Origin of the sequence: Rhodococcus sp. IEGM 1406 (assembly GCF_030056745.1) — a bacterium.
In the GTDB taxonomy this organism is placed as follows: Bacteria; Actinomycetota; Actinomycetes; order Mycobacteriales; family Mycobacteriaceae; genus Rhodococcus_F; species Rhodococcus_F erythropolis.
Genome location: NZ_JASHKO010000003.1, coordinates 14,082 through 40,593 on the forward strand (window position 1 = coordinate 14,082; position 26,512 = coordinate 40,593).

28 protein-coding genes are annotated in these 26,512 nt (G+C 60.3%); 20 read left to right on the forward strand and 8 right to left on the reverse strand.

Annotated features, from left to right (window positions below; all coding sequences use genetic code 11):
- Nucleotides 1-92: 92 nt before the first annotated feature.
- From QM596_RS15800 to QM596_RS15810, 3 genes are read left to right on the forward strand one after another with little or no spacing between them, the layout of a single operon-like run.
- Nucleotides 93-1,070: an HAD family hydrolase gene (locus tag QM596_RS15800; RefSeq protein WP_283309377.1), complete on the forward strand. Its 978-nt coding sequence runs from the start codon at nt 93-95 to the stop codon at nt 1,068-1,070.
- A 12-nt stretch (nt 1,071-1,082) separates the two neighbouring features.
- Nucleotides 1,083-1,949, forward strand: a complete 867-nt coding sequence (locus QM596_RS15805; protein ID WP_283309378.1) for a hypothetical protein — start codon at nt 1,083-1,085, stop codon at nt 1,947-1,949.
- A 55-nt stretch (nt 1,950-2,004) separates the two neighbouring features.
- Nucleotides 2,005-2,418 (forward strand): PPOX class F420-dependent oxidoreductase, encoded by a 414-nt coding sequence (locus tag QM596_RS15810; protein ID WP_019747211.1) that lies wholly within the window; start codon nt 2,005-2,007, stop codon nt 2,416-2,418.
- A gap of 18 nt (nt 2,419-2,436) precedes the next feature.
- Here QM596_RS15810 and QM596_RS15815 read toward each other — a convergent pair whose 3' ends face one another.
- Entirely contained in the window at nt 2,437-3,813 is a 1,377-nt protein-coding gene (locus QM596_RS15815; RefSeq protein WP_070387167.1) for a WS/DGAT/MGAT family O-acyltransferase, read from the reverse strand.
- Between the two features lie 369 nt (nt 3,814-4,182).
- Here QM596_RS15815 and QM596_RS15820 point away from each other — a divergent pair, with 369 nt between their 5' ends.
- Nucleotides 4,183-5,055 (forward strand): hypothetical protein, encoded by an 873-nt coding sequence (locus QM596_RS15820; protein ID WP_069147093.1) that lies wholly within the window; start codon nt 4,183-4,185, stop codon nt 5,053-5,055.
- Nucleotides 5,056-5,067: 12 nt separating this feature from the next.
- Here QM596_RS15820 and QM596_RS15825 read toward each other — a convergent pair whose 3' ends face one another.
- Nucleotides 5,068-5,526, reverse strand: a complete 459-nt coding sequence (locus QM596_RS15825) for a MarR family winged helix-turn-helix transcriptional regulator (protein WP_175413858.1) — start codon at nt 5,524-5,526, stop codon at nt 5,068-5,070.
- A 62-nt stretch (nt 5,527-5,588) separates the two neighbouring features.
- On the opposite strand from QM596_RS15825, the gene QM596_RS15830 reads away from it, so the two are divergent.
- Both QM596_RS15830 and QM596_RS15835 read left to right on the forward strand, forming a co-directional pair.
- Complete coding sequence (locus QM596_RS15830) at nt 5,589-6,464, forward strand: haloalkane dehalogenase (RefSeq protein WP_019747204.1); 876 nt, start codon at nt 5,589-5,591, stop codon at nt 6,462-6,464.
- 168 nt (nt 6,465-6,632) lie between these two features.
- On the forward strand, nt 6,633-7,271 hold the full coding sequence (locus tag QM596_RS15835; protein ID WP_019747203.1) for a PAS and ANTAR domain-containing protein: 639 nt from the start codon (nt 6,633-6,635) through the stop codon (nt 7,269-7,271).
- A gap of 150 nt (nt 7,272-7,421) precedes the next feature.
- Here QM596_RS15835 and QM596_RS15840 read toward each other — a convergent pair whose 3' ends face one another.
- Nucleotides 7,422-7,568, reverse strand: coding sequence for a hypothetical protein (locus QM596_RS15840; RefSeq protein ID WP_211918362.1), 147 nt, complete (start codon nt 7,566-7,568; stop codon nt 7,422-7,424).
- 185 nt (nt 7,569-7,753) lie between these two features.
- Between QM596_RS15840 and QM596_RS15845 the strand changes: the two genes are divergently transcribed.
- From QM596_RS15845 to QM596_RS15860, 4 genes are read left to right on the forward strand one after another with little or no spacing between them, the layout of a single operon-like run.
- Nucleotides 7,754-8,941: a zinc-dependent alcohol dehydrogenase gene (locus QM596_RS15845; RefSeq protein WP_019747201.1), complete on the forward strand. Its 1,188-nt coding sequence runs from the start codon at nt 7,754-7,756 to the stop codon at nt 8,939-8,941.
- A 50-nt stretch (nt 8,942-8,991) separates the two neighbouring features.
- Nucleotides 8,992-9,519: an SRPBCC family protein gene (locus tag QM596_RS15850; RefSeq protein ID WP_019747200.1), complete on the forward strand. Its 528-nt coding sequence runs from the start codon at nt 8,992-8,994 to the stop codon at nt 9,517-9,519.
- Between the two features lie 51 nt (nt 9,520-9,570).
- Entirely contained in the window at nt 9,571-10,146 is a 576-nt protein-coding gene (locus QM596_RS15855) for a TetR/AcrR family transcriptional regulator (protein WP_019747199.1), read from the forward strand.
- Between the two features lie 8 nt (nt 10,147-10,154).
- The gene (locus QM596_RS15860) at nt 10,155-10,925 is read left to right on the forward strand and encodes a glucose 1-dehydrogenase (RefSeq protein WP_019747198.1); all 771 of its coding nucleotides are present in this window, start codon (nt 10,155-10,157) and stop codon (nt 10,923-10,925) included.
- Nucleotides 10,926-10,969: 44 nt separating this feature from the next.
- Here QM596_RS15860 and QM596_RS15865 read toward each other — a convergent pair whose 3' ends face one another.
- Nucleotides 10,970-11,455 carry an RNA polymerase subunit sigma gene (locus QM596_RS15865; RefSeq protein WP_283309383.1) on the reverse strand — a complete coding sequence of 162 codons (486 nt, stop codon included), beginning with the start codon at nt 11,453-11,455 and terminating at the stop codon, nt 10,970-10,972.
- 47 nt (nt 11,456-11,502) lie between these two features.
- Nucleotides 11,503-11,841 carry a hypothetical protein gene (locus QM596_RS15870; protein ID WP_019747196.1) on the reverse strand — a complete coding sequence of 113 codons (339 nt, stop codon included), beginning with the start codon at nt 11,839-11,841 and terminating at the stop codon, nt 11,503-11,505.
- A 285-nt stretch (nt 11,842-12,126) separates the two neighbouring features.
- Between QM596_RS15870 and QM596_RS15875 the strand changes: the two genes are divergently transcribed.
- The 3 genes from QM596_RS15875 to QM596_RS15885 all read left to right on the forward strand — a co-directional run bounded on the left by QM596_RS15875 (nt 12,127) and on the right by QM596_RS15885 (nt 16,921).
- Complete coding sequence (locus QM596_RS15875; RefSeq protein WP_029537649.1) at nt 12,127-13,014, forward strand: SAM-dependent methyltransferase; 888 nt, start codon at nt 12,127-12,129, stop codon at nt 13,012-13,014.
- Nucleotides 13,015-13,198: 184 nt separating this feature from the next.
- Entirely contained in the window at nt 13,199-14,605 is a 1,407-nt protein-coding gene (locus QM596_RS15880; RefSeq protein WP_283309387.1) for a serine hydrolase, read from the forward strand.
- A gap of 1,152 nt (nt 14,606-15,757) precedes the next feature.
- Nucleotides 15,758-16,921, forward strand: a complete 1,164-nt coding sequence (locus tag QM596_RS15885; RefSeq protein ID WP_047889156.1) for a carboxylate-amine ligase — start codon at nt 15,758-15,760, stop codon at nt 16,919-16,921.
- Here QM596_RS15885 and QM596_RS15890 read toward each other — a convergent pair whose 3' ends face one another.
- A complete protein-coding gene (locus QM596_RS15890; protein WP_003945912.1) occupies nt 16,922-17,077 on the reverse strand; it encodes a DUF6131 family protein in 156 nt (51 codons plus the stop codon).
- Between the two features lie 145 nt (nt 17,078-17,222).
- On the opposite strand from QM596_RS15890, the gene QM596_RS15895 reads away from it, so the two are divergent.
- The 3 genes from QM596_RS15895 (at nt 17,223) to QM596_RS15905 (ending at nt 19,822) form a co-directional block, all read left to right on the forward strand.
- The gene (locus QM596_RS15895; protein WP_003945456.1) at nt 17,223-17,426 is read left to right on the forward strand and encodes a hypothetical protein; all 204 of its coding nucleotides are present in this window, start codon (nt 17,223-17,225) and stop codon (nt 17,424-17,426) included.
- 77 nt (nt 17,427-17,503) lie between these two features.
- The gene (locus QM596_RS15900; protein WP_283309388.1) at nt 17,504-18,586 is read left to right on the forward strand and encodes a M48 family metallopeptidase; all 1,083 of its coding nucleotides are present in this window, start codon (nt 17,504-17,506) and stop codon (nt 18,584-18,586) included.
- A 201-nt stretch (nt 18,587-18,787) separates the two neighbouring features.
- A complete protein-coding gene (locus QM596_RS15905; protein WP_019747188.1) occupies nt 18,788-19,822 on the forward strand; it encodes a baeRF2 domain-containing protein in 1,035 nt (344 codons plus the stop codon).
- 37 nt (nt 19,823-19,859) lie between these two features.
- On the opposite strand, the gene QM596_RS15910 is transcribed toward QM596_RS15905, so the two are convergent.
- Both QM596_RS15910 and QM596_RS15915 read right to left on the reverse strand, forming a co-directional pair.
- Nucleotides 19,860-21,026 (reverse strand): MinD/ParA family ATP-binding protein, encoded by a 1,167-nt coding sequence (locus tag QM596_RS15910; protein WP_020906466.1) that lies wholly within the window; start codon nt 21,024-21,026, stop codon nt 19,860-19,862.
- Nucleotides 21,027-21,411: 385 nt separating this feature from the next.
- Nucleotides 21,412-22,752, reverse strand: a complete 1,341-nt coding sequence (locus tag QM596_RS15915) for a cellulase family glycosylhydrolase (protein ID WP_349307323.1) — start codon at nt 22,750-22,752, stop codon at nt 21,412-21,414.
- Here QM596_RS15915 and QM596_RS15920 point away from each other — a divergent pair.
- From QM596_RS15920 to QM596_RS15935, 4 genes are all read left to right on the forward strand, one after another.
- Nucleotides 22,649-23,179, forward strand: coding sequence for a hypothetical protein (locus QM596_RS15920; protein WP_020906463.1), 531 nt, complete (start codon nt 22,649-22,651; stop codon nt 23,177-23,179). The genes QM596_RS15915 and QM596_RS15920 overlap by 104 nt on opposite strands.
- A 108-nt stretch (nt 23,180-23,287) precedes the next feature.
- Entirely contained in the window at nt 23,288-24,718 is a 1,431-nt protein-coding gene (locus QM596_RS15925) for a PepSY-associated TM helix domain-containing protein (protein ID WP_283309391.1), read from the forward strand.
- A 25-nt stretch (nt 24,719-24,743) separates the two neighbouring features.
- The gene (locus QM596_RS15930) at nt 24,744-25,244 is read left to right on the forward strand and encodes a copper chaperone PCu(A)C (protein ID WP_019747182.1); all 501 of its coding nucleotides are present in this window, start codon (nt 24,744-24,746) and stop codon (nt 25,242-25,244) included.
- Nucleotides 25,237-26,454 carry a Dyp-type peroxidase gene (locus QM596_RS15935; protein WP_019747181.1) on the forward strand — a complete coding sequence of 406 codons (1,218 nt, stop codon included), beginning with the start codon at nt 25,237-25,239 and terminating at the stop codon, nt 26,452-26,454. The genes QM596_RS15930 and QM596_RS15935 overlap by 8 nt, the downstream gene beginning before the upstream one ends.
- Nucleotides 26,455-26,512: the final 58 nt, after the last annotated feature.

The following is a 26,512-nucleotide window of genomic DNA, read 5'->3' on the forward strand; positions in this document are numbered from 1 at the left end:
TGTCGCCCGAAATGGGCGATGCCATCTTCGGCAGGAGGTCCGAGTATGAAAGTGCTGGGTCTGTCATCGCCTCACTGGAAGCCAGGGACCACATGAGCAGTCAATTCGTTGAAGCCTCCACCTCCGATAACCCTGACCCGCTTCCGAGCTGGCAGGACGGCACGCCGAAACAGGCCATCAGGCAATTCGTCGAACGCGCGACGACTGAGGGAAGTCCGGACGAAATCGCACCGGAAGACCGGATCGCAGTCTTCGACAACGACGGAACTCTGTGGTGTGAGAAGCCGATGCCGATCCAACTCGACTTCATCTTGCGCCGCCTCGTCGAGATGACCAACCAGGATCCGACTCTTCGCAACCGTCAACCGTGGCAGGCGGCCTTCGAACAGGATTACGTCTGGTTGAACGATGTGATCTCGAAGCACTATCGCGGCGACGACAGCGCACTGAAGGTGCTCGCGGCCGGTGTCCTGGCGGCATTCGCCGAAGTCACAGTCGACGAATTCGAAACCCACGCCGATACCTACCTGCGCACTGCTTCGCATCCCACTCTCGATCGCAAATATTTGCACTGCAGCTATTCGCCCATGGTGGAGTTGCTCGATTACCTTGCGGCCAACGGCTTCTCCAACTACATAGTCTCTGGCGGCGGACGTGATTTCATGCGGCCGATCAGTCAGGAGGTCTACGGCATCCCCCGAGATCGCGTCATCGGCAGCGGCGTGGCATTGACGTGGAAGGACGACGGTCACAGCGGCACGATACTTCGTCAGCCCCAAACCGATGTCGTCGACGACGGGCCGGCCAAGCCCGTACAGATATGGAACCGAATCGGCCGACGACCTGTCATCGCGGCCGGAAACAGCAACGGTGACCTACCTATGTTGCAGTTCGCCGAACACCCGAACATTCCGGCACTTCGTCTTCTGGTGCTCCATGACGATCCGGAACGCGAGTTCGACTACGTGGACGGAGCCGAGCACGCACTCGACGCCTCGCGCGCAAACGGGTGGACAGTGGTGAGCATCAAAAACGACTGGAAGACAGTCTTCGAACCACTCGCCGAATGACAGTATGGACGTGTGACCCTCGATGATGTCGCCGACGAACTCTACGGCCTCGACCCCGGCGAGTTCGTCGAGGCGCGTACAAAGCATGTGAAGGCTGCCCGGGAGGACAACGACCGCACACTGGCCGCGGAGATCGGAAAACTTCGGAAGCCAACCACCGTGGGATGGTTGGTCAATCTCATTTCGCGCAATCTATCCGAAGATCTGGATGCACTTCTCGCGCTTGGCGAATCGCTACGCGACGCCCAACGCCATCTCTCAGGTCAGGACTTGCGACGGCTGACGACACAGAGGCAGCAGGTGGTGCGAAGTCTCGCCCACAAATCCGGTGAGATCGCGGCTTCGCGTGGAAAGAATGCCGGTGAGGATGCGTTACGTGATGTCGCGCAGACCCTCAATGCCGCCCTGTCCGACGAGGAGACTGCCGCGCAGGTCCGACTCGGACGAGTTGTGACCGCTGCCAGTTACAGCGGTTTCGGGCCGGCGGGACTTGCTGTAGTGGAGGAGAATTCCGTACAAGATGCCCCTGCGATCCACACCGAAGACAGCGCTCCGGCCAAATCCACTGCTCCGGATCGCAAGGCCGAACAAGCCAAGGCGAAAGCAGAATTGAAGGAAGCCAGGGCAGACCTCGAGAAAATCCGACGACGGGTCAAGGCCGAGACCGCCCAGTTCGAGGATGCCAGGTCAAAGCTGTCCGACCTCGACCGCCGCATCGAAGAACTCCGCGCCGATCTCGAACACGCAGAACAGGAACGACAGTTCGCCAAGAACACAGAGAAGGCTGCCGGTGTCGCGGTTCGAGAGTCCGAGGATGAGCTTCGCGAGGCCGAGCGCCGGGTCGACGAAGCAGAAGAGAGCCTTGACGAGACGGAATGAGTTGCACGTTCGGAGATCTTGACCTCTACAGCAGTTCAGGTTCTAGCGTGATTTCATGACATTCACCCGAATCGAACTCGACTACCTGGCCACACAGACTCTCGGACGCCTCGCGACGGTTCAACGGAATGGAACGCTGCAAGTCAGTCCGGTCGGATTCCACTACAACCCGGATACAGCCACGATCGACATCAGCGGTTACAACATGACGGGCAGCCGTAAGTTTCACAATGTCGCGGAGAACGGGCGGGTCGCGTTTGTCGTGGACGACATCGCATCTGTAGATCCATGGCGGGTCAGGTGTGTCGAAATCCGTGGACGGGCAGAGGCTTTGGATGTTACGGGTGCTGGTGCGCATGGTCTCGACGCACCGATCATCCGTATCCACCCCGAACGCATCATCAGCTTCGGCCTCGACGACAAAGAACTGGACGTCCACCAGTTGGTCGTCAACGGACGTGACGTCTGAATGCCCGAATCGAATTGATCAGCCTGCTGCGGCTTCTAGTTCACTCAGTGATTCCTCGAGGTGACCGAGAAGCCGCTGCAGGTGCGGGACATTGCGGCGGCAACCGACGAGACCGAACTGCATGGTGTCCGCATAGCCGATGACGGTGATGTTCATTGCCTGCCCGTCCAACGGAATCGATGCCGGATAGCAGCTCTCGAGCTTCGCGCCGTTCCAGTATCGCGTCGTCGTCGGGCCGGGGACGTTGGAAATCACCAGATTGAAGACTGGGCGCCCAGTGATCAGTCGGGATGAACCAGGGATCAGCGGCAACCCGAGGCCGGCAACATTCAATGCACTGAGCGCCGTGATCTGCAGGGGCGTCAGGCCCGACATCAGGGACTTGGCGCTACTCATCGAGTCGTGAACTCTCTGAAGTCTGGCCGCCGGATCCGCCAATTCGGTTGCCAGATCACACAACACCGCACCAACAGCATTGCCGGAAGCCTCACCCTCATCGCCTTTACGAAGTGATACCGGCACCATCGCGATCAACGGTTTGTCCGGCAACTCGTCCAGTTCGATCAGGTATCGCCGCAGCGCGCCCGCACACATAGCCAACACCGCATCGTTGAGCGTCACGTCTGCAACGCAACTGACCTTGCGCAGGCGCTCGATCGGCCACGACTGTGCGGCGACACGCCTCGCTCCGGTGATCGGGACGTTGAAGATCGATTTCGGGGCAGCAAACGGCAACGGTGCGACGTGGTCCTTCACTGCCGAGGCAGCGGCGTTCACTATCGCAGGGCCCACCCCGACCACATCTTGCACGGTCTCGATCACGGAGCCCACCCGCCTCTGCAGGTCCAGCCCGCGACTGGTTCGAACCCGCCCCGAAGAAGGTCGCTGCGCCCACGGAGGCATCGATTCTCGATCGAGCGGGTCCGACGATAGGCTGCGGTACCACGCCTGAACAGCAGACACACCATCCATGAGTGCATGGTGCGTCTTCATGTACACGGCAACTCGGCCGTCGGCGAGACCTTCGATCACGTACGCCTCCCACAGCGGCCGATGCCGATCGAGCAGCGTGCCGTGGAGCATGGAGGTCAGCTCGAGCAATTCGCGGACTCGTCCCGGCTTGGGCAGCGCGAGCAACCGGACGTGATACTCGAGATCGACATCCGTGTCCTCCGTCCAACGCACCGGCGCGAAGTTCGACAAGAACTGCACCGGCTTGCGGCGGAAGAGGGGGCGAATCGAGTCGACGTCGGTGAGCGAACGGTAGAGCGACCTGGCGAATTCGCCGTCGTCTCCTTCCGGCGGAACGAAAAGCGACAGTCCACCGACGTGCATGGGATGCTCCCGCGACTCCATCAGAAGGAACATCGAGTCGAGCGGCAGCATCAGCGTCATGGCGATCCGTTCTCTCGGGCAGCTGCCCGGAGTACCGATCAGCCGCTGTTCGACAAAGTTACTCGCCCTGACTTCCCACATTGGCGACTCCGACAAAACATTGCCCCCTCGATTTCGACAGGAGTCCGATATTCCCGTCGACGAACGCCTTTTCGGGTCGTAGCACCTCACAGCGATGCGTGGGTGAATGACGAGACACAGAGCACTGCAACAAATTTCAATCCTCACAGCCACAAGTAGTAGCGAAGGCGATCGCAGTAATACTTTTGTCGGAATTGTTTCAAATTGTCTGTACATCCAAGTCACACGTGACTACCGTCACTCATCATCACAATCCCGACTGGTCGGTTGCAACCAAAGGAGAAATACATGTCCCGACGTTCGACGTCGCGTGGGCTTTTCGGCGCACTCGCCACCGCAACTGTGTTCGCCACCGTCACAGCGGTGGGAAGCTTGTCAGCAGGTATTGCAGGAGCCGCCCCGGCAGCGGAGATCCCCTTCGGAGGTTGGGATTCATGTCCGATCGACAATCCCGAGACCAGCACCTGTATGGACGTCACGGTTACCGGCGGAAACATGAAGATCGGCAAGCTTTCCGTCGGCATTCCCGCCGGAGCGATGCGCATCGCAGGCGGAGTTGCCTACCGCGAGAATCCAGAGGCTGAATTCGGATTCGACCAAGTCTTCATCCCACCGAACGACAACAGTCGGGGGATCTACGCCGAACCTATCGACATCCCCGGGGGCGCACTCGGAATCGACCTACCATTCAACAATCTCTTCGGACTGAACAAGGCCTCGGCCACCGTCGAGTCGACGTCTGCACTCCCCACCGTGGATGCATTTCAGCTTGGCGTGAAGCTACCCGTCAAATTGAAGATCGCGAACCCTCTCCTCGGCGGCAAATGCTACCTGGGCTCGGACAGCAACCCCGTTCAACTCAACTTGGATGTGACCGAATACGGCGTCCTCGAAGAGGTTCCAGGTTTCCCGGATACTGCCGTCGTTCGAAACACCGGACACACCGGACAGCCCTTCGCCGTCCCGACAGCTTCCGGATGTGGCCCGTTCGGCGTTCTGAATCCAATCGTCAACTGGCGCGCCGGGCTTCCCTCGTCCACCACGTCCAACTCCCTCACCACGACGAGTGACGTCTACAACATCGGTGCCGACAGCCTCAGGCCACAGCCGGCCGGCTCACCCGAACCTGCTGCCGTCGCCGCCGAACGTAGCGCCAAGTAAGTAGGTCGGACTTCATTCATCGCCGGCTTCGGTGGCGTCGAGTAACGCACCGAGGGCGCGGTGGAGCTCGGCCAGTTCCCGCCCACCGGTTTTCGTCAGCACTTCCGTATTCTTTGCATCCAATTGGCGGACAATGTCTTTAGCGAGTTCTATGACTCGTTTCCCCTCGTCACTGAGATCGAGGCAAACGGCTCTCGCATCGCGACTGTCTCGTTCGCTGACAACAAACCCGCTCTTCTCCAACGCTCGCACGAGCTTGGATATGTAGATTCGCTGCAACCCCGTGTGCGCGGCGAGTTCTCGCTGACTAGGCCTCTCCCCCGCACTCACCAGACCATGGAGAGACGCGAGCACCGAATACTGGGCGTGGGTCAACCCGAGGTGGGCGATCGCTCGGTCAACCCCCGCCCGCCAGCGCAAGCCAAGGTGCCACACCAGCGACCCCGTCGTCCATAATTCTCGATCTTGCATTCAAATAGAATACATGGCTACTATCTCAATTAGGGTACATGGAAACTATTCGAGGAGTCGCAATGCCCACAATTCCCGTGCTCGACTCGTCTGTGGCCTACCGCTCGTGCGGAGACGGAATACCCTTCGTACTTATCCACGGGAACCCCACATCCTCCTACCTGTGGCGAAACATCCTCCCGCAGATAGGAAATCTCGGCCAAGCGCTTGCCCCTGACCTCATCGGAATGGGCGCGTCGGGCAAACCGCCAATCGACTACGGTTTTCTCGACACCGCCCGCTACCTCGACGCATGGTTCGACCAGATGGATCTCGACGACGTCGTACTCGTCGGACACGACTGGGGCGGGGCACTTGCACTGGACTGGGCTGCCCGCCATCCCGAACGCGTTCGAGGTGTTGCCTTCTTCGAAACGATCCTGCGTCCGATGACCTGGGACGAGCACTTCCCGGGAGACGCACGAGCGCGGGTCGAGGCCCTGAGAGCTCCCGGTATCGGCGAGACCAAGGTACTCGACGAAAACTTCTTCCTCGAAATTGCGCTTCACAGAACAGTTCTCGGAGAACTGTCCGAAACCGATGCTGAAACCTATCGCGCCCCTTACCCCTCGCCGGAGAGTCGCCGGCCCCTTCTCGAGTGGCCACGGTCCTTCCCCGTCGAAGGAAGTCCAGGCGACGTGAATGCACGAGTGGCGGCGTACAGCGATTGGCTCGCAGAAAGCAGCGAGGTACCCAAACTCCTTCTCACCTTCAGCGGCCCCGCCGAACTTCTCATGATCGGACCTGACGAAGTCGCGTGGAGCCGATCGAATATCGCAAACCTCGAGGTGAAACAGTGCGGTCCCGCAGGACATCTCGCCCCCGAGGATCAGCCTGCGGCCATCGCGGCGGCGATCACCGAATGGACACAGCGGCAACACTGCTTCAGCCGCGACTGAAGTGGGACCGTCGCCACGTACTCTGAGCGCCGGTTTCCCCGACCCATGCGGTAACGATCCAGACGGTGCTCCGAAATATGGGACCGACACCACCTCCGCCGGATTTGTCCGATATAACTAACTGGCGAGTACGCCGGTTGGGACGAGGTCGAGAACGAGGGGGCGTGTGTGGTGAACGAGGACGGGTTGGGGCGAACGTCGGGATCGGGGGCTCCACACCGGGTGGGCGGCTTTCTTTATCACCGCAACGGCGACCGGTGGGAGTGGTCGGACGAAGTCGCACGGATTCACGGATACGAACCCGACCAAGTGGCTCCGACGACGGAATTGATGCTCGCGCACAAGCATCCCGACGACCGAAGACACGTTGCCCAAACACTGCATGCCATCCGCACTTCAGGCGGCCCGTTCAGCAGCCGCCACCGCATCATCGACACCGCAGGGGACACTCACTCGGTAATCGTCGTCGGCGACAGCGTCGTGGACGAGTCGGGTGCTGTGGTCGGCAGCTCAGGCTTCTACATCGACGTCACCGAAACCCTGGACAGCACGGTGAAAGCATCTGTCGACGTGCTGGTCAACGAAATCACTGCTTCTCGCGGGGTGATCGAGCAAGCCAAAGGCATGCTCATGGTGATCTACGGAATCTCTGCCGATCGAGCTTTCGACATCCTCGTATGGCGTTCGCAGGAGACCAACGTGAAACTCAGGGATGTTGCCGAGCAGTTGATAGTTCGCACGCTGGACGATTTCCGGGTCCCGACACTTCTGCGGACCCGGTTCGATCACTTGCTGTTACAGGGTTGAACTTCTCACCCGGCTGAACCACGAACTGGGAGATGCTTAAGGCGGTTCCCGTGGCTGGCTGCTCAACCTCGAGGAACCTCGCCCGCATTGATTCCGGGACGGTCCGATGCGGCCTATCCCCGTTGTTACCCAACGCGGAGTAAAAGGAAACTACTTGTCGTCAGACTTCTTCTCGGAGTTCTCCTCGACCAGTTCAGGCGCCTGTTCTCGAGTTGCCATTCCGCCGTCGCCGCCCTTGTCCACGGGCCCTGGGTGCCCACCCTTGGGCGACTGGTCGTTGTTGTCTTTCTCGGTCATGCGGTCATCCCCGTCATTTGGTCCTGTCAGTCATACGGCGTGCGGCCTTTCAGGAGCCTCGGCCCGCCTCCCTCTCAATCTAACGCTCTCAGCACTTCCCGCAACCCTCACCGGTTTTGTTTGCATTTCAGCGCTTTCGGGCAGGTGACTGCGAACAGCATTTCCGCGATGAGAGGTCGATCCCAGTGCGCGCAGTGACTTGGCAAGGCAAACGAAAAGTAAGCGTCGATACGGTTCCGGACCCGAAGATCGTCGAACCCAGTGACGCGATCATCAAGGTCACCACGACGAATATCTGCGGATCCGATCTGCACCTGTACGAGACTCTGGGTGCGTTCATGAATGCCGGCGACATTCTCGGTCATGAACCGATGGGCATCGTCGAAGAAGTCGGCTCGGAAGTCACGAATCTCGAGATAGGCGACCGCGTCGTGATCCCGTTCCAGATCTCGTGTGGCAACTGTTTCATGTGTGATTCGAGCCTCTACACACAGTGCGAGACGACTCAGGTCCGCGATCAGGGAACGGGCGCAGCGTTGTTCGGCTTCTCCGAGCTGTACGGCTCGGTGCCAGGCGGGCAGGCCGAGTACCTTCGAGTACCGCAAGCACATTTCACACACATCAAAGTTCCCGAAGGTCCCGCGGATTCGCGATTCGTCTACCTCTCCGACGTGCTTCCCACAGCCTGGCAGTCGGTTGAATACGCCGACATCCCGCCGGGTGGGTCCGTGACCATCCTCGGTCTCGGACCGATCGGTGACATGGCGGCCCGCATCGCTCACCACAAGGGATTTCGAGTAATCGGCGTGGACCGTGTACCCGAACGCCTTGCACGCCTTGCCGAACGCGGGATCGAAACCCTCAATCTCGACGACTACGGCAGCAAGATCGGTGACGCAGTCAGAGATGCGACGAACGGCCGTGGAACCGATTCGGTGATCGATGCTGTCGGAATGGAAGCTCACGGGTCTCCGATCGGAAAGCTCGCGCAGCAGTTCGTCGGACTCCTTCCCGATGCTCTTGCCGCGCCTGCGATGCGTAACGCAGGAATCGATCGACTCGGTGCGGTCTATTCGGCCATCGACATCGTTCGGCGCGGGGGGACGATTTCTCTGATCGGTGTATACGGCGGCATGGTTGATCCACTGCCGCTGATGACTATGTTCGACAAGCAGATTCAGCTCAGGATGGGTCAGGCGAACGTCAAGAAGTGGGTAGACGACATCATGCCTTTGCTCACTGATGACGACCCACTCGGCGTCGACACCTTTTCCACTCATCAGCTGCCGCTCGATCAGGCGCCACACGCCTACGAGATCTTTCAGAAAAAGCAGGAAGGCGCGGTCAAGATCCAACTGAAACCGCACGGGTAATAATCAGCACCGATTCCATCCACGTTCGACAGAAAGAAACTGAAACCGAAATGGCTCGCGAACTCACCGTCTCCGACAGCGTCGTCGTCAATGTCGACGCGCTTTCTCTCTACGAGCTCATCAGCGATCCCACTCGCATGGGCGACTGGAGTCCCGAAAACCTGGGAGCTACCTTGCGGGGAGACCGCGAAAGCGCTTTCCTGGGTATGGAGTTCGACGGGCACAACAAACGTGGGCGCGCGCAGTGGACCACAAGATGCACCGTCACCGCTGCCGACACCGGGAAACTGTTCGAATTCCGTGTTCACAAGATCGGCCTTGCCACGCCACGAATCTCTGCCGCTATTGCAACCTGGCGGTACCGATTTCAGCCCGTCCCCGGTGGAACCCGAGTTACCGAAACGTGGATCGACGACAGACGGGGCTGGCCGGATTTTGCGGCGGACATATTCGACAAGGTTGCCACCGGCGGAAAGACGTTCGCCGACTTTCAGCGCGGCAACATCCGCAAGACGCTGCTGAACATCAAGAGCGCCGTTGAGCAGGAGGTATCCGGCATCGAAGGCAGCACCGGCTGACCGACCGGCACAGCTTGTGGCAGTTTCTGCCACTTTTGGTACAGTGCGGATATGGCAACAGCCCGCCGCACTGCACTACTTCTCCGCGTCTCGCAGAGTTGCGCTGCCGCTTTCGTCGAACGCGGCGACACTTCGACGACCATCGCGGAGCTCGCCGAACGGGCAGAAATCTCCGAGCGCACCTTCTATCGCTGCTTTGCCACCAAGGAAGAGAGCATCTGGCCGATGCTCGATGAGGGAAACCGCAGTCTTGCCACCGCCCTCAGCGCGCAATCCCGCGAATACGGACTCTCAGCGGCAGTGAAGACGGCCTTTATCGCATCGGTCGGCGAGTCCTTCGAGCCGATGACTCGGTCACTGATGCCCATCATCTTCGGCGACGCGGCGCTCCGGAGAGTTTGGGAATCAGCAACTTTCGAGACGATGGAACTGATCCGCCCAGAAGTTGCACGTCTGATCGATCGGCCAGAAGGCTCGCTCGACACGACAGCGGCTTCGGGCCAGGCAACACTGGCGGTAGTGGCCGCACTGCGCGAGATGGCAGACCTCCGGACCCCCGCACCCAAGGCCATCACCCGCGCGCTCGGCGCGTTCTCGAAGCCATATCTCGCAACACCAACAGGTTAGGAACAATCATGACTCAGGATCTCTCCGGAAAAATCGTTCTCGTCACTGGCGGCGCACGCGGCCTGGGCGAAGCGTTTGCGCGCGGCATCGTCGCGGGTAACGGCCGCGTCGTCATCGGCGACCTACTCGACGACGACGGCCGAGCAGTGGCCGAATCTCTCGGCGACGCAGCACGTTACGTTCACCTCGACGTCACCGATCCGACGTCTTGGAAGTCCGCCGCCGAGTACGCGGTATCCGAATTCGGCGCGATCAACGGTTTGGTCAACAATGCCGGAATCTCGGCTTCCGGCCAGACGGTCGCCGAAGAACCGCTCGAGACGTTCCAACGCATCATCCAGATCAACCTGGTGTCCGTACACACCGGTATCCACACGGTGGTGCCGTTCATGAAGGCAGCAGGCGGCGGATCCATCGTGAACATCTCCTCGGCCGCCGGCCTGATGGGCATGGCTCTGACCAGCGGTTACGGCGCAGCCAAGTGGGGCGTGCGTGGGCTGAGCAAGATCGCCGCCGTCGAACTCGGTCGCGACAAGATTCGGGTCAACTCCGTACACCCCGGCATGGTCCTCACCCCCATGACTGCGCCGACGGGCATCAGCCTCGAAGAGGGCGCATTCCCCAACAATCCGTATCGCCGTGTCGGTCGCCCGGAGGAGTTGGTCGGTGCGGTCACCTACCTACTTTCCGACGATGCCTCGTACACAACAGGTTCCGAGATCGCCGTCGACGGTGGTTGGACCGCCGGACCGTCGATCGAATACATCGCCGGCCAGTAAGGCAGGGATCCGTTCCCGCCTGAACCTGCGCATTCCGAACGTCCTCAGGTAGATACCAACGTCTCCCTGATTGCATTCGGAGAACTCAACTTTCGCAGGCGCTGCAGCGCACGATGCAGGTCGAGTGACACCTGGTCGGTCGTACGGGCGAGCGATGTTGCCGTCGCCTCACTGTCGAGGCCGACGATCAACCGCAACACCAGGACATCGCGTTCGACAACCGGGAGCGCTGTTGGAGGCGGGAGCGGCCCACTGCTGAACCGGTCGGATGCCGCCCGAGCAATCGCGACGCTTGTACTCACGTACAGCAGGCGCAGGAAAGGCTGATTCGCCGCCGATCCGTCACAAACTGCCGTGAGAACAGAGATGCATGCAGCATCCGCGGCGGAGTCGGAGACGGCCCGATCAAGCTCGGCGCGGCACCGCAGCACAACCATCGGGCGAAACACTGCGTACAAATCGGTCATGGCTTCATCGATACCGCTCCGTGCCGCGGCGGCCAACATCTCGAGCGAGCCTTCCTGCAACATGGGCTTACAATCTCTCTCGACCCGAAATTCGTCGTGTAGCCGGGGGATCAGCTGGATCCGAACAGTCCGGCGAAGGGGTTCACTGTCGGCGCGGGTGCCTGATCTTGCCCGCCTTGCCATTGGTTCTGATTGCCCCAGTCGTTGCCCTGATTCCAGTTACCACCCTGGTTCCAGCCGCCGTTTCCACCACGGTCCCAATCGTGCGAGTGATCGCCCCCCTGATCTCCGGGCCAACCGTTATCGGCCTGTGTTACATCATGATTCACAGTATCTGCCGAGGCCGGTGCGGCGAGCACGGCAATGGGTACGGTCAATACCGCACCCGTCACCGCGAGCTTGGTCCAGAAGTACTTCCTACGTTGTTCCGGTGCGGATAGTCGTGTCATGATCGATCCCTTCTCCGAAGATTTCTCCAGACTCTCTCTGGCTGTCCCGAACGGGGCACACACCAGTGAAGTCCTGCATCCTGGCCGTCCACTGGCACAACCCTGGCAGATTCCTGGCAGGGCTGACTTCAAACCGAACGCCTTGCACTACACAATGTTCCGATGCCGGCTCGTTGTTGTTCGCGCCCCAGTTCCGACCGTTCCGTTCCAGGCGGCAAGGGGTCGCTCGGGCGTAAAGTCGAGAGGGTTCGGCTCAGTCGTCCAGAGCGGAAGGACACCCAGAAAATGCGGAGCGATGGAGATACGTGGGACATCGTCAGTAGCGTCGGACTCACCGCGCTTGCAGTGGCGACCTTCCGCGCATTGGAAAGCGCCCGCTCGGACGCGATCATCGAAGACAAGTTCGCATCGTGGTTCGTAGAAGCTGCAGCGGAGCCGCATTTCACAGCTCTTCTGAAAGATCCGGCACTCCTCGACGACACACCCTTCGGCGGTTTCATGGGATTGCGAACCAGGTTCTTCGACGAATTCTTCTTGTCGTCAACCGAATCCGGAGTAAAGCAGGCGGTAATCGTTGCGGCGGGGTTGGATTCGCGTGCGTACCGGCTGGATTGGAACTCAGAATCCACAGTGTTCGAAGTAGATCAACCAAAGGTACTGGAGTTCAAAGCCGAAGTGCTCGCGGCGCGCGACGCCCAGCCGAAAACTGATCGACGCACTGTGCCTACGGATCTGCGCAACGACTGGCCGGCTGCGCTCGCGGAGGCGGGTTTCGATCCGAAGGAACCTACTGCATGGTCCGCAGAAGGCCTGCTCGCTTATCTCCCCGGCCCGGCCCACGACGCCCTGTTCGAGCGGATCGACGAACTCTCGGCCACTGGTAGTCGGTTGGCAGTGAACGACTTTCCGGCCGGCACGGACCCGAAGAAGCTGGCGACCATCAGATCCAAGTACTTTGCCGAGAACCCGTTCGGAGACCTGGACATTTCGCAACTGTTCTACAGCGACAAACGATCCGATCCCGGCCGGTGGCTCACTGAACACAATTGGACCGTCCGACGCTTCAGCTCGGTGGAGTTGGCAGATCTGTACGATCGCCGGATTCCTGATCTCCCCGAAGAGATCGCCGCACTGTCGACGCAGCCTTCTTTCCTGGCCGCGACCAAGAACTAACTCTGGCAGTCCTCACGAAAGTTACTCGGGTGCAGTATTTCTCCGTCTTGTCCAGCTTCACTATGCGTGTCACCACGACAAGTAGTTGACGGTACTCGAGGATGAACCGATTCAGTACTTCAGGCTGAGTACGTCTACACCTCAGACGGACGCGCGCCGAAGAGAACGCTGATGAAATGAGTCCATGAAACTCGAACACGCACGCAGGAAGAGTCGCCCGCTCACGCTGGTGGCACTTGCCTCCGCAGCGGTATTCGCCCTCGCCGCATGTACTTCCGGGCCGGATTCTGCACAAACCTCGGACAACAGCACAAAGGTCTCCGCCACCGAGACACCCACGACAGTCACGATCCCCGACAGCCCCGTCGGCAAGCAGATCAGCTGGCTTCTCAGTGCGTTCAACACGAGCGCGCCATTGCCCCAGGAAGAAATCGCCGAGCACTTCGGACCCACCGCACCAGTTGTCCTGACGCCTCCGGACTTCGACTCCATCCGAGCCGGACAGCCTTGGGCAACAGTGAATTACAAGGGAGGCGATACCGACGGCACCGTTTCCATCACCAGTACCACCGGCGGCGCGTTCGACATAAACGTCGTCGTCGACGGCGACGGGTTGGTCCTTGGAATGGCGATAACACCGACCAAAGACGATCATGTGCCTGCCGCATCGTGGCAAGAGCTCGAGGCAACTGTCAAAGCACTTCCCGCGCCGACGAACTTGACCGTCACCGAGGTCACCGGCGGAAAGAACGCCGAAGTCTTCGGTGTCGGCGACACCTCACCACAGCCCACAGGGTCAACGATCAAGCTGTACGTTCTCGGCGCGGTCGCGACGGCTGTCCAGAACGGGACACTCTCGTGGGATCAGAAGCTCACCATCACCGACGACCTCAAGTCGATGCCCGGCGGGACAATGCAGGACCTGCCGTCGGGAACCGAAGTCACGGTCCGGGAGACCGCCGGCAAGATGATCTCGATCAGCGACAACACCGCCACCGACATTCTGATCGCTGCTGTCGGGCGCGAGCAGGTCGAGGCGGAGTTCGCCCCGATGGGCATGGCGGATCCTTCGCTCAACATTCCACTGAAGCCGACCCGCGCACTGTTCCAACTCGGCTGGGGCAACGATGGCGCACAACGTATCGCCTGGCGCGACGGAACCCCGGACGAGCGTCGAGCAATACTGGCGGCACTACCTGGCGGCCTGGTGGACATCCCGGCGTCAGCATTCACCACCCCCGCATGGCCTTTCGACATCGACTGGTTCGCCTCGCCCGCCGACCTGCGTGCCGCGTTGGTCTCGTTGCAAGAGATGGCGAAGACCGAGAGCGGTGCACCGGTTCGAGACATACTGGCCGAAGATCCGGCGCTCGGTGACGAGTCCGCGAAATGGTTCACCTACGGCGGATTCAAGGGCGGCAGCTCCATCGGGGTCCTTGCGGGTGCCTACTACGTGGAACACGACGATCGCGCCTGGGTCGTCACCATGCAAACTCATGGTGACGACGCTGCACTGGTTGCCGATCCGGCTCTGTACTTCGATCCGGTCGACGACGCGATGCTCCTGATCCAGAAGGATGCGACCAGCTAGAACGATAGAAGGTTGAGATTTCGCAACAGTCTCCGACTGGGTTGACAGATGAGGTCCGGATACAGAGAAGCCGCTGTGCTTCCAGTGTCGTCCGGATGCACAGCGGCTTCGCCAAGTCTTAGCCCGTGGGGGGCTCGGTCTCGTCCGACGAGAATCCGTCGAAGAATGCGATGACCTTCTGAAGAAGTGCCGCGATGTCGAAATCTTCCAAGCTACCCATTGCGTTCGTCCTTTCGTTTAACACTGGAGGATGAAACGTGCATCTTGCAATTTCCAATGTAAAGCATGAAGAGCATTATTTCTCGACCACGTGGCACTTCGGTTGCAAATACCTCACTCAGCAAGATATGAGCAAATCACCGCAAATAACAGCTCCCACCCGCAATATTTCCACTTTCCACAACCCATTAAATTCCCTAATTCGCAAGTGGGTAAATCTTGAGGAAAATTTCCGGACGCGTCGATTACGAAAGATCCTCCTGGTGAAACTCTCAATCCAAGACCACAAGGCAGAGGAAGTTGCGACACGGATGACACGCAGTTTTCCCTCTTCCAAGAGGCGCCATCCACATACATGGTGGGCATTCGGCGGCGATAACGAACCGTTAGCAACACAATCCCAGGCCCTTTCTCCCACCTTCTGACTTTCACCCATGACCACTGGATATTCTCGCAGATGAAACGCAATACCAGTTCGAAAATTACATATCTTCAGTGGATACTGTGCACGCGATTAACTGATCAAATGTCTGTTGACTCACCGAGTCCCCCAGAACTTCACATCCGAATGCTGGACGTTAGTTTAGATGGGTTCGTATTTCTCGAAATCTGCCCGATAAAGGCGGCCCCACGGATAAACCTCGACTGGACCGCCGCAGGCCACCAGGTCACGATCCGCGCCTCGACGAAGGGCGTGCAGGCACCCTCGTATGAGGGTGAAATCGGGGGTGAGACATGCCTTGGGGTCTCGTTTTACCGAGTCCGACACAGTACGTTTTCCCAGGCACGCCAGTCCCCAGATTCATACGGTGTGCAAGGGCTCGTTGACGCTTCCGAGATGTTGGCAAGACCGACCACAGGCCCCGTTCTCCCGACGAGAACGGGGCTTCCTCGGGTCGGTTTCCGCCTTCGACCGACCGGGTAGACGCGAGCATGGGCGCCACCTGCTCGACCGGATCCACCGCTGGCCGCTACGAATCGACGACCCCGACCGTCGGCGTCGAAGAAGAATTCATCCTCGTCGACCCGACATCCTGGCTGCCGTCCACCGACAATGCCGCGGTTGCGGAAACCGCGTCGACACTCGGTTTGGATCTTCAGCTCGAGTTGTCCCGCTGCCAAGTCGAGACCAACTCTCCCGTGTGCCAGAACATCGACGAACTCCGAACCCACTTGATCGACATGCGTCGGCTCGCGGCGAAAGCGGCCGAGTTGAACGGCTGCAGGCTGTTGGCCGTCGGCGCACCGCTTTCGGGGCCTTCGCGTTTCGAGATCAGCGACTCCCCTCGCTACCGCCAGATGGGCGAACACTTCGGCGCCCTCGCCGCCGAACAAAGTATCTGCGGTTGCCACATCCATGTGGGCGTCGCTGATCAAGTAGAGGCCGTGCAGGTCTGCAATCACGTGCGCATCTGGTTGCCTGCCCTGCTGGCACTGAGCGCCAACTCCCGTATCCACCAAGGAGTCGACACCGACTTCGCGAGTTGGCGGGCGATCCAATGGTCCCGGTGGCCCGTCGCCGGGCCGCCGCCGTACTTCGAGACCGCCGGGGACTTCGACACCGCGGTCGCGAAGATGGTGGATTGCGGCGTGATGCTCGACAAGCGGATGGCCTACTGGGATATCCGGCCTTCCTGCCACCTACCGACCGTCGAGATCCGGGTCTGCGACGTTCAGCCGACGGTCGACGACACCGTATTGCTTGCAGCACTTGTGCGCGCGCTGGTCGCCACTGCACTGCGCGCCGTCGAACGAGGAGTCGTCGCTCCGCGCACTTCCCTCGAGAACCTCCGCCTCGCAACCTGGGTGTCCGCGAAGGAAGGCGTCCTGGGAGCGTCGATCGATCCGGTTACCACACAAAGAATTTCGGCCACGGAACAGTTGCACCGACTCCTGATCCATGTCCGTGACTCCCTCGACGAGACAGGCGAGTACACGAGCGTGGAATCAGCACTGCGCGACAAATGCGTGACCGGCGGCGGCAGCGACTGGCAACAGCGGACGCTTCGCCAGGTCTGCCTGCGGGAACTGATCGCACGTGCCGTTGAGCGCACCGTCCCGACGGGCACGGATACGCATGACGGGCCGACCCCCTGATCAGTAGTAATGCCTCCGACCACCGATAGCGTGCCCGGCCGCGCCCAGCGCGTACAGGATGATTCCGATCACCAACAAGACGACACCGATCGTCCAGAGGATCGGAATGTTCACCACGAAACCGATAATCAGCAGGATTACGCCGAGGATGATCATCACAAGCTCCTTCAGTGCGTTCACTCGGGCGGATACGCCCGCCTCGAGCCGCATACATCAGGGATACCCGTCGGCTGAGCGTTTCATACCCACTCTGACCGGGTATTTCGCTGGGCATCATAATATTTGAAGAATCGAGCCCGCCATGATGAGAATTGTGACTCTGATCGTTCTGATCTGGCTGATAGTCGGGGCCGTCGCGGCCGGCCAACGCGGCTACTACAGCAGTTCGCCGACCAACTGCGCCGGCGTCGGGACCATCGCGCTCACGGTCATCGCCGGCCCGCTGAATTACTTCGGCGTCAACCCCAAAGTCACGGATTGCACGCTCCCCCAGCCCACCGAGTGAGCTGCCGGAAATCCGCGCTAAACCGACTAGTCGTTACCCTGGAGGTGAGTCGACACACTTCGAAGTGAGGGGCCACCATGACCACTGCACCAGATCGCACCCGAATCGAGTTCCCGGACATCAGCTCGCGTGCGTGGGAACACCCAGCCGATCGGGCCGCATTGGTGACGCTCCGGACGCTTCGGGGGTTCGACACTGTTCTGCGGACGCTGTCCGGACTGCTCCAAGAACGTCAGCACCGCCTCATGTACCTCGCCACGTCAGTGCGAGTCGACGAACGCCAGTTCAGTGACCTGAACGATCTGCGCCGTGACTGCGTCGAGATCCTGCAGGCCGACGAGACACCAGAGCTGTTCGTACTCCAGACCCCGATGGTCAACGCCTTCACCATCGGCATGGACAAGCCGTTCATGGTGGTCACTACTGGTCTGCTGGACGTGATGAACTACGAGGAGCAACGGTTCATCATCGGCCACGAACTAGGCCACGCACTGTCCGGCCATGCCGTGTATCGCACTATCTTGATGCATTTGATGCGACTGGCCGGAACCATCGGATGGCTGCCGGTCGGCGGATGGGCACTGCGCGCGATCATCGCCGCCCTGATGGAATGGCAACGCAAGTCCGAACTGTCCGGCGATCGTGCAGGACTACTGTGCGGCCAGGACGTACACACAGCGATTCGCGTGCAGATGAAATTGGCCGCCGGATCCCGAGTCAGTGAAATCGACATCGACGCGTTTCTTGCCCAGGCCGCCGAGTACGACGCCAGCGGCGACCTCCGCGACGGTGTACTCAAGCTCCTCAACATCGAACTGCTCTCTCACCCGTTCTCGGTGCTTCGCGCCGCCGAACTCAAGAAGTGGGTGGACAGCGGAGACTACGCCGCGATTCTGCGCGGAAACTACCCCCGCCGCGGCGATGACGACGGAGCGAAGATCAGCGACGAGTTCAAGAATGCAGCCAAGACCTACAAGCAGAACTTCGACGAGTCGGAAGATCCCTTGGTCCGGATGGTGCGCGACATCGGTAGCGGATTGGGCGGTGCCGTGGGCGCCGTCGGGAACGGCGTCGGCGACGTAGCGACGGACATCAAGGAACGATTCACTCACTGGCGCAAGAGTTCCGACAGGTCGAAGGGCACTGACGACGCCGATTAAGCAGAATCGGGACCTGCCACCGAAGGCAGTCGGCGGCAGGTCCCGGGTTCTTGGCGTGAAGGTGATGCAGGCTTCCCTCTGCACCACCCTCACGTTCACAGACAGTACCAGCAGTCGAACAAACGTGCGAACTGAAAGCGGTCGTGTCGAATCACCAGTTGTCGGGTACGCGGCATAGGACCACTACAGAAGGGAGCCGACATGCATGCTGGGCGGCTGAAGAAGGTCGGTTCGAGTGACGGCCCGTTTGCCTCCGTGTACTTCGAAGACGTCCGCAACCGGGAAGATGCACGCGAGCGCTTCGAACTCGAATGGCGCTCGATGCGCAATCAACTGACGAAACAGGGAGCATCGGAGTCGCTGATCGCGCGACTGGACGAGGTGAAGGACAACCATCACGGCATCTCAGGTCGCGCCGGACGCGCGATCGTCGCCACATCCGAGGCAGTGCTGATCGACGATATTCTGCTCGAACCTGCCGGCTCCACCATCGCGACCTTGGGCGAACTGCCTTACTTGATTCCACTGATCGCACACGGATACGACACCGAACCGTTCCTCATCGCAAAGGTCGACCACACCGGCGCGGACCTGTGCGTGCGCGATGCTCGCGGGCGTGACGTGTACGGCGAAACGGTAGACGGCGACGGCTTCCCGGTCCACAAGGCACACGTGGGCGGCCAGGAGCGGTACACCGACAGCCAAAGCCTCGTGGAGGAGAACATCCGAAAGAACCTGACACAGGCCGTGGAGCGCGCGGCGGCGCTCGCCCGCGAACACAAGGTCGCACTGGTGGTCGTGATCGGAGAAGTACAGTCCCGCAAAGCTTTTGCACAGCTCCTACCGTCGACGCTACGGGTGGTGGACGTCGAAAAAGGTTCGCGTTCAGTCGGTTCGACACCCGCCGAGGTGTCGAAGTCGATTCGTGAACTGATCGACACGCAGCGACTACGCAGAATGGATGCGGAAACCGAACGCTACGTCGCAGAGCAGGGCCGGGACTCCGGCCTCTCCATCGACGGGACCGCACGCGTCCTCGACGCCCTCGAACAGGGCAAGGTCGAGACACTGCTGCTCACCGATCCCGACGACAAGGAAGTCACCAGTGGAAAGCTGATCGGGCCCGCCGATCGCGTACTCCCCTACATCGCAATCGGGACCGGCACCGAGCTGGTACAGATCGACGAACGCCTCGTTCTCGCCGACGGATACGGCGCGATACTTCGGCACCCCTGAACACCGGCCTGATGATCAGATTCGGGGGCGAGCACGTTCAGCGAGAAGCGTGCTTGCCCACCGAGTCCGGGAAACCATCGGCAATCGCTGCGACGAGTTCCAGATATGCCCGTGCAGTGCGCTTGTTCAACAATTTCAAGTCGATCGGACCACCCTCACCGAGGTGATCGTCATAGGGCAACGTCTTGACCGCTCGCACTCCACGCTGAGCGAAAACGTCCTCGAGTTGGTCGAGGTCGAGCGAAGACGAACCCGGCCGCGTCGCATTGATCGCCACGACCGACCTGCTCACCAGATCTGCGTAGCCGTGCTTGGTCAGCCAACTGAGCGTTGCTGCAGCACTACGGGCACCGTCCTGCGCCGTCGGGCTGACGACTACCAAAGCGTCTGCTTCGTCGAGAATTCCGTACATGGCCGAGTGCATGATTCCGGTGCCACAGTCGGTGATGACGATGTTGTAATGCACCTCGAGAATTCGCAGAGTATCGAGGTAGTCCTGCTCGTTGAAAGACTCCGAAGTTTCCGGATCTGCCTCACTCGCAAGGATTTCGAGTCGGCTGTCGCCTTGCGAGGTGTAGTAGCGAACATCGCTGTACGTACGAATGTCACCGTCGGCCAACAGATCACGAACGGTCAGGTGATGTTCACGTCGTTCACGATCAGCCAGAGTTCCCAGGTCGGGATTGGCGTCGATGGCTACGATTCGATCGCCACGGATCGACGCGAACGTCGAACCGACGGTCTTGGCCGCCGTGGTTTTTCCCACACCACCCTTGAGTGAGATGAAAGCAATCTTGTACACGCCGCGCACTGTTCGGTTGGCACGGCGCACCAGAGCTTGATGTTCGAGTTCGGCGGCCGACTGCCCAGTGTTGATCCGACCCCCGGTTAGTTTGAACAGCACACTGCCCAAACCGCGTTCGGGTGGACGCTTCGCCCGCTTGATGATGTCCAGATCGTCGACGGACGTCATAGCCCTGGGCGTCGAGGTCCGAAAATCGGTCGGCTCTTCACGACGTTGCTGGCGCATCCGCTGACTGGGCAACGGTTTTGCCGCGGGTTCGTCGAATTGCGGCGTGAAGGTGACGGTTCGAATCGACGTTGCGTAACCGTCGTCGGACGCGTCGAAAAGGCCGTCGCCCTGAGTCGTTCCGGAGTTGTTCCCCAGGACTCCGTTATTCGAACCGTTGTTATCGCTGCGCACCGTTTTCCTAGGTCGAGTTCGGAATCATTTCGGACATAGCCTCTCGGACGCTATCACTCTGGCGGGCTTGCCGTTCTCTGCTCAATACCGTCACGGCACAACAGACCGTTACACCCGCACTTCGATGACTTTGGTCCCCACGCGTGTGCCGATCTCAGCAAATACGAACGTCGTAACGATATGCGGCACATATATCTTCATCTGCCGCTGAAAACAGCCTTCCGCAATGTCAGGGCAAATCCCTTGGTAACAAACGAAAAAAGGGAGGGTGATCACCTGGGTGATCACCCTCCCTTCATGGACAAGTGTTCAGCTGCTGCTGAATTCCGCACTCTCGAACGAAGTGCCTCCACCCCTACGGATCACTCGTACCATTCGACCGCCATCACGGGCAGAGCACACTCTCCACGTATGCACCACTCGGTTTGACGGTGCCGTCCGACCTCACTGCGCCGAAATATGACTCTCGATCCGTCGTTGCCCCGTAAGGCGCGTAGTCGTTGAGACGGTAGAAGATGAGCGGCCCCAACCAAGACTTGGTTTGCTTGTCTGCCATCGCTGCCTGATAGATCTCGAGTTGACGTGCTTCGCTGACGCTGTCGGGAGTCCCACTTGTAGGCGCCCCGAACTCGGTAATCCAAATCTTTTTTGCAGAATCTCCGTTGGCAGTCATGATTCCGCGAAGGCTCGGCCGAACGATCCCGCCGCCCGCGAACGACTCGACACTCATCTGAGACCACGAGTTCCAGTCATGTTCATCTGTAGGCAGCGCCGGATACGAGTACGGATGATGACCGACAGCGTTGAACGATGACCGTGCACCATTCGTATACAGGGATTGCAAGAATGTGAGTGGCGCGACCTGACTGCCGTCGGCAGCATCCGCGGCAGGTGACATACCGCCGCTGATTACGGTGATCGAGGGATTCGCCGCGCGGGCCGAGGTAGCAGCCGCTTTCAGCAATTGCGCGTACCGCACGGGATTAGGCTTCGGATTAGCAACCGAGTCCTTCCAGAACATACTGATATTCGGCTCGTTCCAGATCTCGTACGACATGATGCCTTTAGGCGCGTACCGTGCAACAAGCTTGTTCACGAACGTCGCATATTTGGAAATGTCGGCCGGTGCATACTTGTCGTCCGCAGGAGCTCCTGCGGGTCGAGCCCACGTCGGAGTTGTATGTGGCAGGAGAATAATCTTCTTTCCATGAGCGAGAGCCGCGTTCACGACCGTGTCGAGCGGACCCCAGCTGTAGGAATTAACACCCCCAGATTGAATCTGCGACCAAAACGCATCGATACGAACCCAACTCACGCCTGCGCTGTCAATCAGGTTCAGCGCAGCTTCACGCACAGCTGGAGCGGACGATTGGTTCGCGTAGACAATGCCGTAATCACTGACCGGACAAGCCGTTGGCACGGCACTCACAGACGGTGGATTGATCAACAATGACATCAACCCCAGAACCGCTGACACGGCAAATAATCTCATTCTGGACATTTCACTCCCCCGTTGAAACCTGAATGTCTGCCGAACGTAACGGCGCCCGTCAACGGCGTCAAACCGACTCGGCCGGGCTCGACTACTAGCCCTCGTAGTAGCTGCCTGTATCCTTTCGCGTATGACGCCGGGTCCGAAAGATGTCGCGCAGCTGCGCGGCGCTTTCGTGGGCGGTACCTCCGGCGCGGTTTCCGTCGCAGCCCACGCGCTCGGTGGCGGCGGCATGGCCCCGTCCGAGAGCGCGGTGGTGTTGTTGATCCTCGCGTGCGCGAGCGTCGGCGCGGTGGTCACGTCCATCGACACTCGCCGATCCCCTGCCCTCTTGCTCGCCCTTATGCTCGCTGCGGGTCAGGCCATCGGTCACGCGACATTGACCATCGCTTCGGATCATCAACACGGTCTGCTCCTGTCGCTTCCGATGCTCGCAGCGCACATCGCTGCCGTCGGAGTGTGCGCAGTTCTGATCCGCGGCGCAGAACACGGGTACGTCGTGGCGGCATCGACGGTGGCGGCAATCGTCGCCGTCCTATTGCGCCCGTGGGCACCTGAACCCTCGCCGTTCACTGCCCGTACTCGATACCGCGCCAAAGTTGTTCTGCGTCAACTTCTCACCTCAGGCCTGGGCACTCGCGGCCCACCGGCATTCGTGTAACTCACCTTCCCTTTCCTCTCACGCACGTGAATACGTGCGCCACTTTGCTGTGCGCCTTTATTAACCGCGGGCGGTTAATAAAGGCGCACGGCGGGATCGAGTACACGCATGTCCGCACCCGAATTGGAGCGCGCACAGACACGCGCTTCCAACGACAGCTCTCCCCCGAAGAAGCAGGTCGGCGGCGCCAGACCGCTGATTCTGCGCCTGCACTTCTATGCCGGAATCCTCATCGGGCCGTTCATCCTCATCGCCGCGCTGAGCGGTGGTCTCTACGCGATGGCGCCCACCATCGAGAAGTTCGTCTACAGCGACTATCTCCAGACCGACACCACCGGACAGATCGCATCACTGAACGACCAGATCCGTTCCGCTGAGCAGTACCGCCCTGACCTGACCGTCTCGGCAGTACGTCCGTCCCCTGCGGCCGGAGAAACCACGCGGGTCCTGTTCACCGATCCGTCGTTGGGCGAATCGGAGAGGCTCGCAGTCTTCGTCGATCCAGTGCTTGCACAGCCGGTCGGCGAGCTGGCGGTCTACGGAAGCAGTGGTTCGTTGCCACTGCGCACCTGGATCTCTCAGCTGCATCGCCACCTTCATCTCGGTGAACCCGGCCGCCTCTACAGCGAATTGGCCGCGTCGTGGATGTGGGTGGTCGCACTCGGTGGCGTCTACCTCTGGTTCCGTCGTTACCGCACCGCCCGGAACGCTCGACTGCTCACGATCGACCGAGCATCCGCCGGACGAAGCCGGACCCTGAACTGGCACGGTGTCGTCGGCATCTGGATAGCAGTTGCATTGGTCTTCCTCTCGGCGACCGGCCTCACGTGGTCGACCTACGCCGGAGAGAACGTCAGCAATCTGAGAACCGCATTGAGTTGGACGACGCCCTCGGTCGTGAAAACTCTCGGCGACGCTCCACCACCGGCAACGGGCGGGCACGAGGGTCACGACATGGCCCCCGCCGCCGCCGGCACGCTGACAGACACCAACGTCGGACGTGTCGACACCGTCCTCGGTATCGCCAGGTACAACGGGATCACCGGTCCGGTCGAAGTATCGATACCCGCCAACGCCGAGACAGCCTTCACCGTCGCCCAGACGCGTCAGCCGTGGGTGTACAGCAACAACACCATCGCAATCGACGGAGCGACGCAGAAGGTCACCGACGAGTTGTGGTTCTCGGATTGGCCACTCGCAGCCAAACTTTCGGCTTGGGGAATCCAGCTCCACATGGGCCTGCTGTTCGGCCTTGCCAACCAGATCGCACTCACCGCACTGGCACTCGCGTTGGTCAGCGTGGTCATTCGTGGCTACATCATGTGGTGGCGCCGACGCCCCACCCGTGGCTCCGACTGGGCTGTCGGCCGGGCCCCTGCCCGCGGCGGGATTCGCAACCTCTCCCCGCTCAGCATTGTTGCGCTGGTTGCGGTAACCGCACTGGTGGGCTGGTTCGTTCCGCTACTCGGCATCAGTCTTCTCGCATTCCTGCTGATCGACGTTTGCATTGCGGCGTTCAAACGCCGCGTCACCACCTGACACCTCACGAATCACGGAGACACACATGACTGTTCGAACAAAGATATTCGCAGCTGTTGCACTGACCGCAGCTCTCGCCTTGACCGGCTGTTCTTCGAACTCCGACAAGGAAACCGAAGCCGCACAATCCATCACAGTTCAGGATCAATGGGTCAAGGCAGCACCCGAGGGAATGAGTGCGGCGTTCGCCGAACTGGTCAACTCCAGCGACAAGGACGTACGCGTGGTCTCGGCAACCAGTCCCGCGTCATCGCGACTGGAACTGCACGAGGTCGTGACCGGGGACGGCGGCACGATGACGATGCGCCCCAAGGACGGTGGGTTCCTGGTCCCTGCCAACGGGTCCGCCAGCCTCACCCCGGGCGGTGACCACCTGATGTTCATGGACCTGTCCGCGCCGCTGCTCCCAGGCGCAGAAACCGACCTCACATTGATCTACGACGACGGTTCCAGCACCACGTTCACAGCCCAGATTCGCGACTTCTCCGGTAATCAGGAGAACTACGACCCGAATCACGGTGGCTGAGAACACGAACCCGCCCAGCCGAGCACTCAGCCGGCGGCGCCTTCTCGGAGGAGGTGCCGCCGCGCTCGGCGTCGCGGGAATAACTTGGGGCGCAACCACAGTGGTGGAGCGCAGCGAACACGAACAGCAAGCAGGCAAGCTGGTGGAACCGTTCTACGGCGTCCACCAAGCTGGGATCGCCACCACTCCGCAAGCGCACGGCACGTTCATCGGGTTCGACCTCTTGCCTGGAGCCGATCGAGCAGTCGTGGTCGGGATCATGAAGATGTGGTCCGAGGATGCGTCACGGCTGACCGCCGGTAACCCGGCGTTGGCCGATACCGAACGGGAACTGGCCGTGGATCCGGCTCGCTTGACGGTGACCGTCGGCTACGGCCCTGGCCTGTTCACCAAGCTGGGATTGCAAGCACGTCAACCGGACTGGTTCGAGCCGTTGCCGAGCTACGAGATCGACCGACTTGACGATCGATGGGGCGGATCGGACCTGTTGCTGCAGATCTGCGGCGACGATCCGGTGACCATTGCTCATGCTGTGCGAGTTCTGACCAAGAACGTCCGATCACTGACGACAATCCGGTGGACACAAAAGGGATTCCGCAACGCTCGCGGCACCACGCCCGAGGGAACCACGATGCGCAATCTCATGGGCCAAGTGGACGGGACGGTCAATCCGGCTCCGGGAACAGTGGATTTCGATTCACTGATCTGGCACGACGGCGCCGGTCAACCGTGGCTGGCGGGCGGAACCTCGTTGGTACTACGACGCATTCGCATGGAAATGGATACCTGGGACGAACTCGATCGCTCGGGGCGTGAACTCACCATGGGGCGCACGTTGTCCAATGGCGCTCCGCTCAACGGAACCAACGAATTCGACGAAGCGGATTTCACACTCACGGACAAGTTCGGCATTCCGGTGATCCCGCCAGGATCACACATCGCGCGAGCCCACCAGACGCATGAGAAGGAGCAGTTCTTCCGTCGGGCATACAACTACGACGACGCACCCGAGGGCGGGCAGACCTCGAACTCGGGATTGATCTTCGCAGCATTCCAACGGGACATCGCCGAGCAATATCTACCGGTCCAACAGCGATTGAGTGACTTCGACGCACTCAACGAGTGGACGACGCCGATCGGTTCTGCGGTGTATCTCATTCCGCCGGGATGCACCGAGAACGACTATGTGGGAAGCGGATTGCTCGGCTGACAACCCCGGGTAACGATACTGTGGGGGCGGGATCCGAACGGATCCCGCCCCCACAATG

What these genes read in the sequence shown, in the direction of transcription:
- QM596_RS15870 (WP_019747196.1), bottom strand. Translation starts at nt 11,841, where the DNA reads ATGACACGACTATCCGCACCGGAACAACGTAGGAAGTACTTCTGGACC.
- QM596_RS15800 (WP_283309377.1), top strand. Translation starts at nt 93, where the DNA reads ATGAGCAGTCAATTCGTTGAAGCCTCCACCTCCGATAACCCTGACCCG.
- QM596_RS15840 (WP_211918362.1), bottom strand. Translation starts at nt 7,568, where the DNA reads ATGACCGAGAAAGACAACAACGACCAGTCGCCCAAGGGTGGGCACCCA.
- QM596_RS15915 (WP_349307323.1), bottom strand. Translation starts at nt 22,752, where the DNA reads ATGCCGCCGCCACCGAGCGCGTGGGCTGCGACGGAAACCGCGCCGGAG.
- QM596_RS15895 (WP_003945456.1), top strand. Translation starts at nt 17,223, where the DNA reads ATGATGAGAATTGTGACTCTGATCGTTCTGATCTGGCTGATAGTCGGG.
- QM596_RS15850 (WP_019747200.1), top strand. Translation starts at nt 8,992, where the DNA reads ATGGCTCGCGAACTCACCGTCTCCGACAGCGTCGTCGTCAATGTCGAC.
- QM596_RS15930 (WP_019747182.1), top strand. Translation starts at nt 24,744, where the DNA reads ATGACTGTTCGAACAAAGATATTCGCAGCTGTTGCACTGACCGCAGCT.
- QM596_RS15875 (WP_029537649.1), top strand. Translation starts at nt 12,127, where the DNA reads ATGCGGAGCGATGGAGATACGTGGGACATCGTCAGTAGCGTCGGACTC.
- QM596_RS15920 (WP_020906463.1), top strand. Translation starts at nt 22,649, where the DNA reads ATGACGCCGGGTCCGAAAGATGTCGCGCAGCTGCGCGGCGCTTTCGTG.
- QM596_RS15890 (WP_003945912.1), bottom strand. Translation starts at nt 17,077, where the DNA reads ATGATCATCCTCGGCGTAATCCTGCTGATTATCGGTTTCGTGGTGAAC.
- QM596_RS15820 (WP_069147093.1), top strand. Translation starts at nt 4,183, where the DNA reads ATGTCCCGACGTTCGACGTCGCGTGGGCTTTTCGGCGCACTCGCCACC.
- QM596_RS15925 (WP_283309391.1), top strand. Translation starts at nt 23,288, where the DNA reads ATGTCCGCACCCGAATTGGAGCGCGCACAGACACGCGCTTCCAACGAC.
- QM596_RS15905 (WP_019747188.1), top strand. Translation starts at nt 18,788, where the DNA reads ATGCATGCTGGGCGGCTGAAGAAGGTCGGTTCGAGTGACGGCCCGTTT.
- QM596_RS15885 (WP_047889156.1), top strand. Translation starts at nt 15,758, where the DNA reads ATGGGCGCCACCTGCTCGACCGGATCCACCGCTGGCCGCTACGAATCG.
- QM596_RS15810 (WP_019747211.1), top strand. Translation starts at nt 2,005, where the DNA reads ATGACATTCACCCGAATCGAACTCGACTACCTGGCCACACAGACTCTC.
- QM596_RS15815 (WP_070387167.1), bottom strand. Translation starts at nt 3,813, where the DNA reads ATGACGCTGATGCTGCCGCTCGACTCGATGTTCCTTCTGATGGAGTCG.
- QM596_RS15865 (WP_283309383.1), bottom strand. Translation starts at nt 11,455, where the DNA reads ATGTTGCAGGAAGGCTCGCTCGAGATGTTGGCCGCCGCGGCACGGAGC.
- QM596_RS15825 (WP_175413858.1), bottom strand. Translation starts at nt 5,526, where the DNA reads ATGCAAGATCGAGAATTATGGACGACGGGGTCGCTGGTGTGGCACCTT.
- QM596_RS15855 (WP_019747199.1), top strand. Translation starts at nt 9,571, where the DNA reads ATGGCAACAGCCCGCCGCACTGCACTACTTCTCCGCGTCTCGCAGAGT.
- QM596_RS15900 (WP_283309388.1), top strand. Translation starts at nt 17,504, where the DNA reads ATGACCACTGCACCAGATCGCACCCGAATCGAGTTCCCGGACATCAGC.
- QM596_RS15860 (WP_019747198.1), top strand. Translation starts at nt 10,155, where the DNA reads ATGACTCAGGATCTCTCCGGAAAAATCGTTCTCGTCACTGGCGGCGCA.
- QM596_RS15830 (WP_019747204.1), top strand. Translation starts at nt 5,589, where the DNA reads ATGCCCACAATTCCCGTGCTCGACTCGTCTGTGGCCTACCGCTCGTGC.
- QM596_RS15880 (WP_283309387.1), top strand. Translation starts at nt 13,199, where the DNA reads ATGAAACTCGAACACGCACGCAGGAAGAGTCGCCCGCTCACGCTGGTG.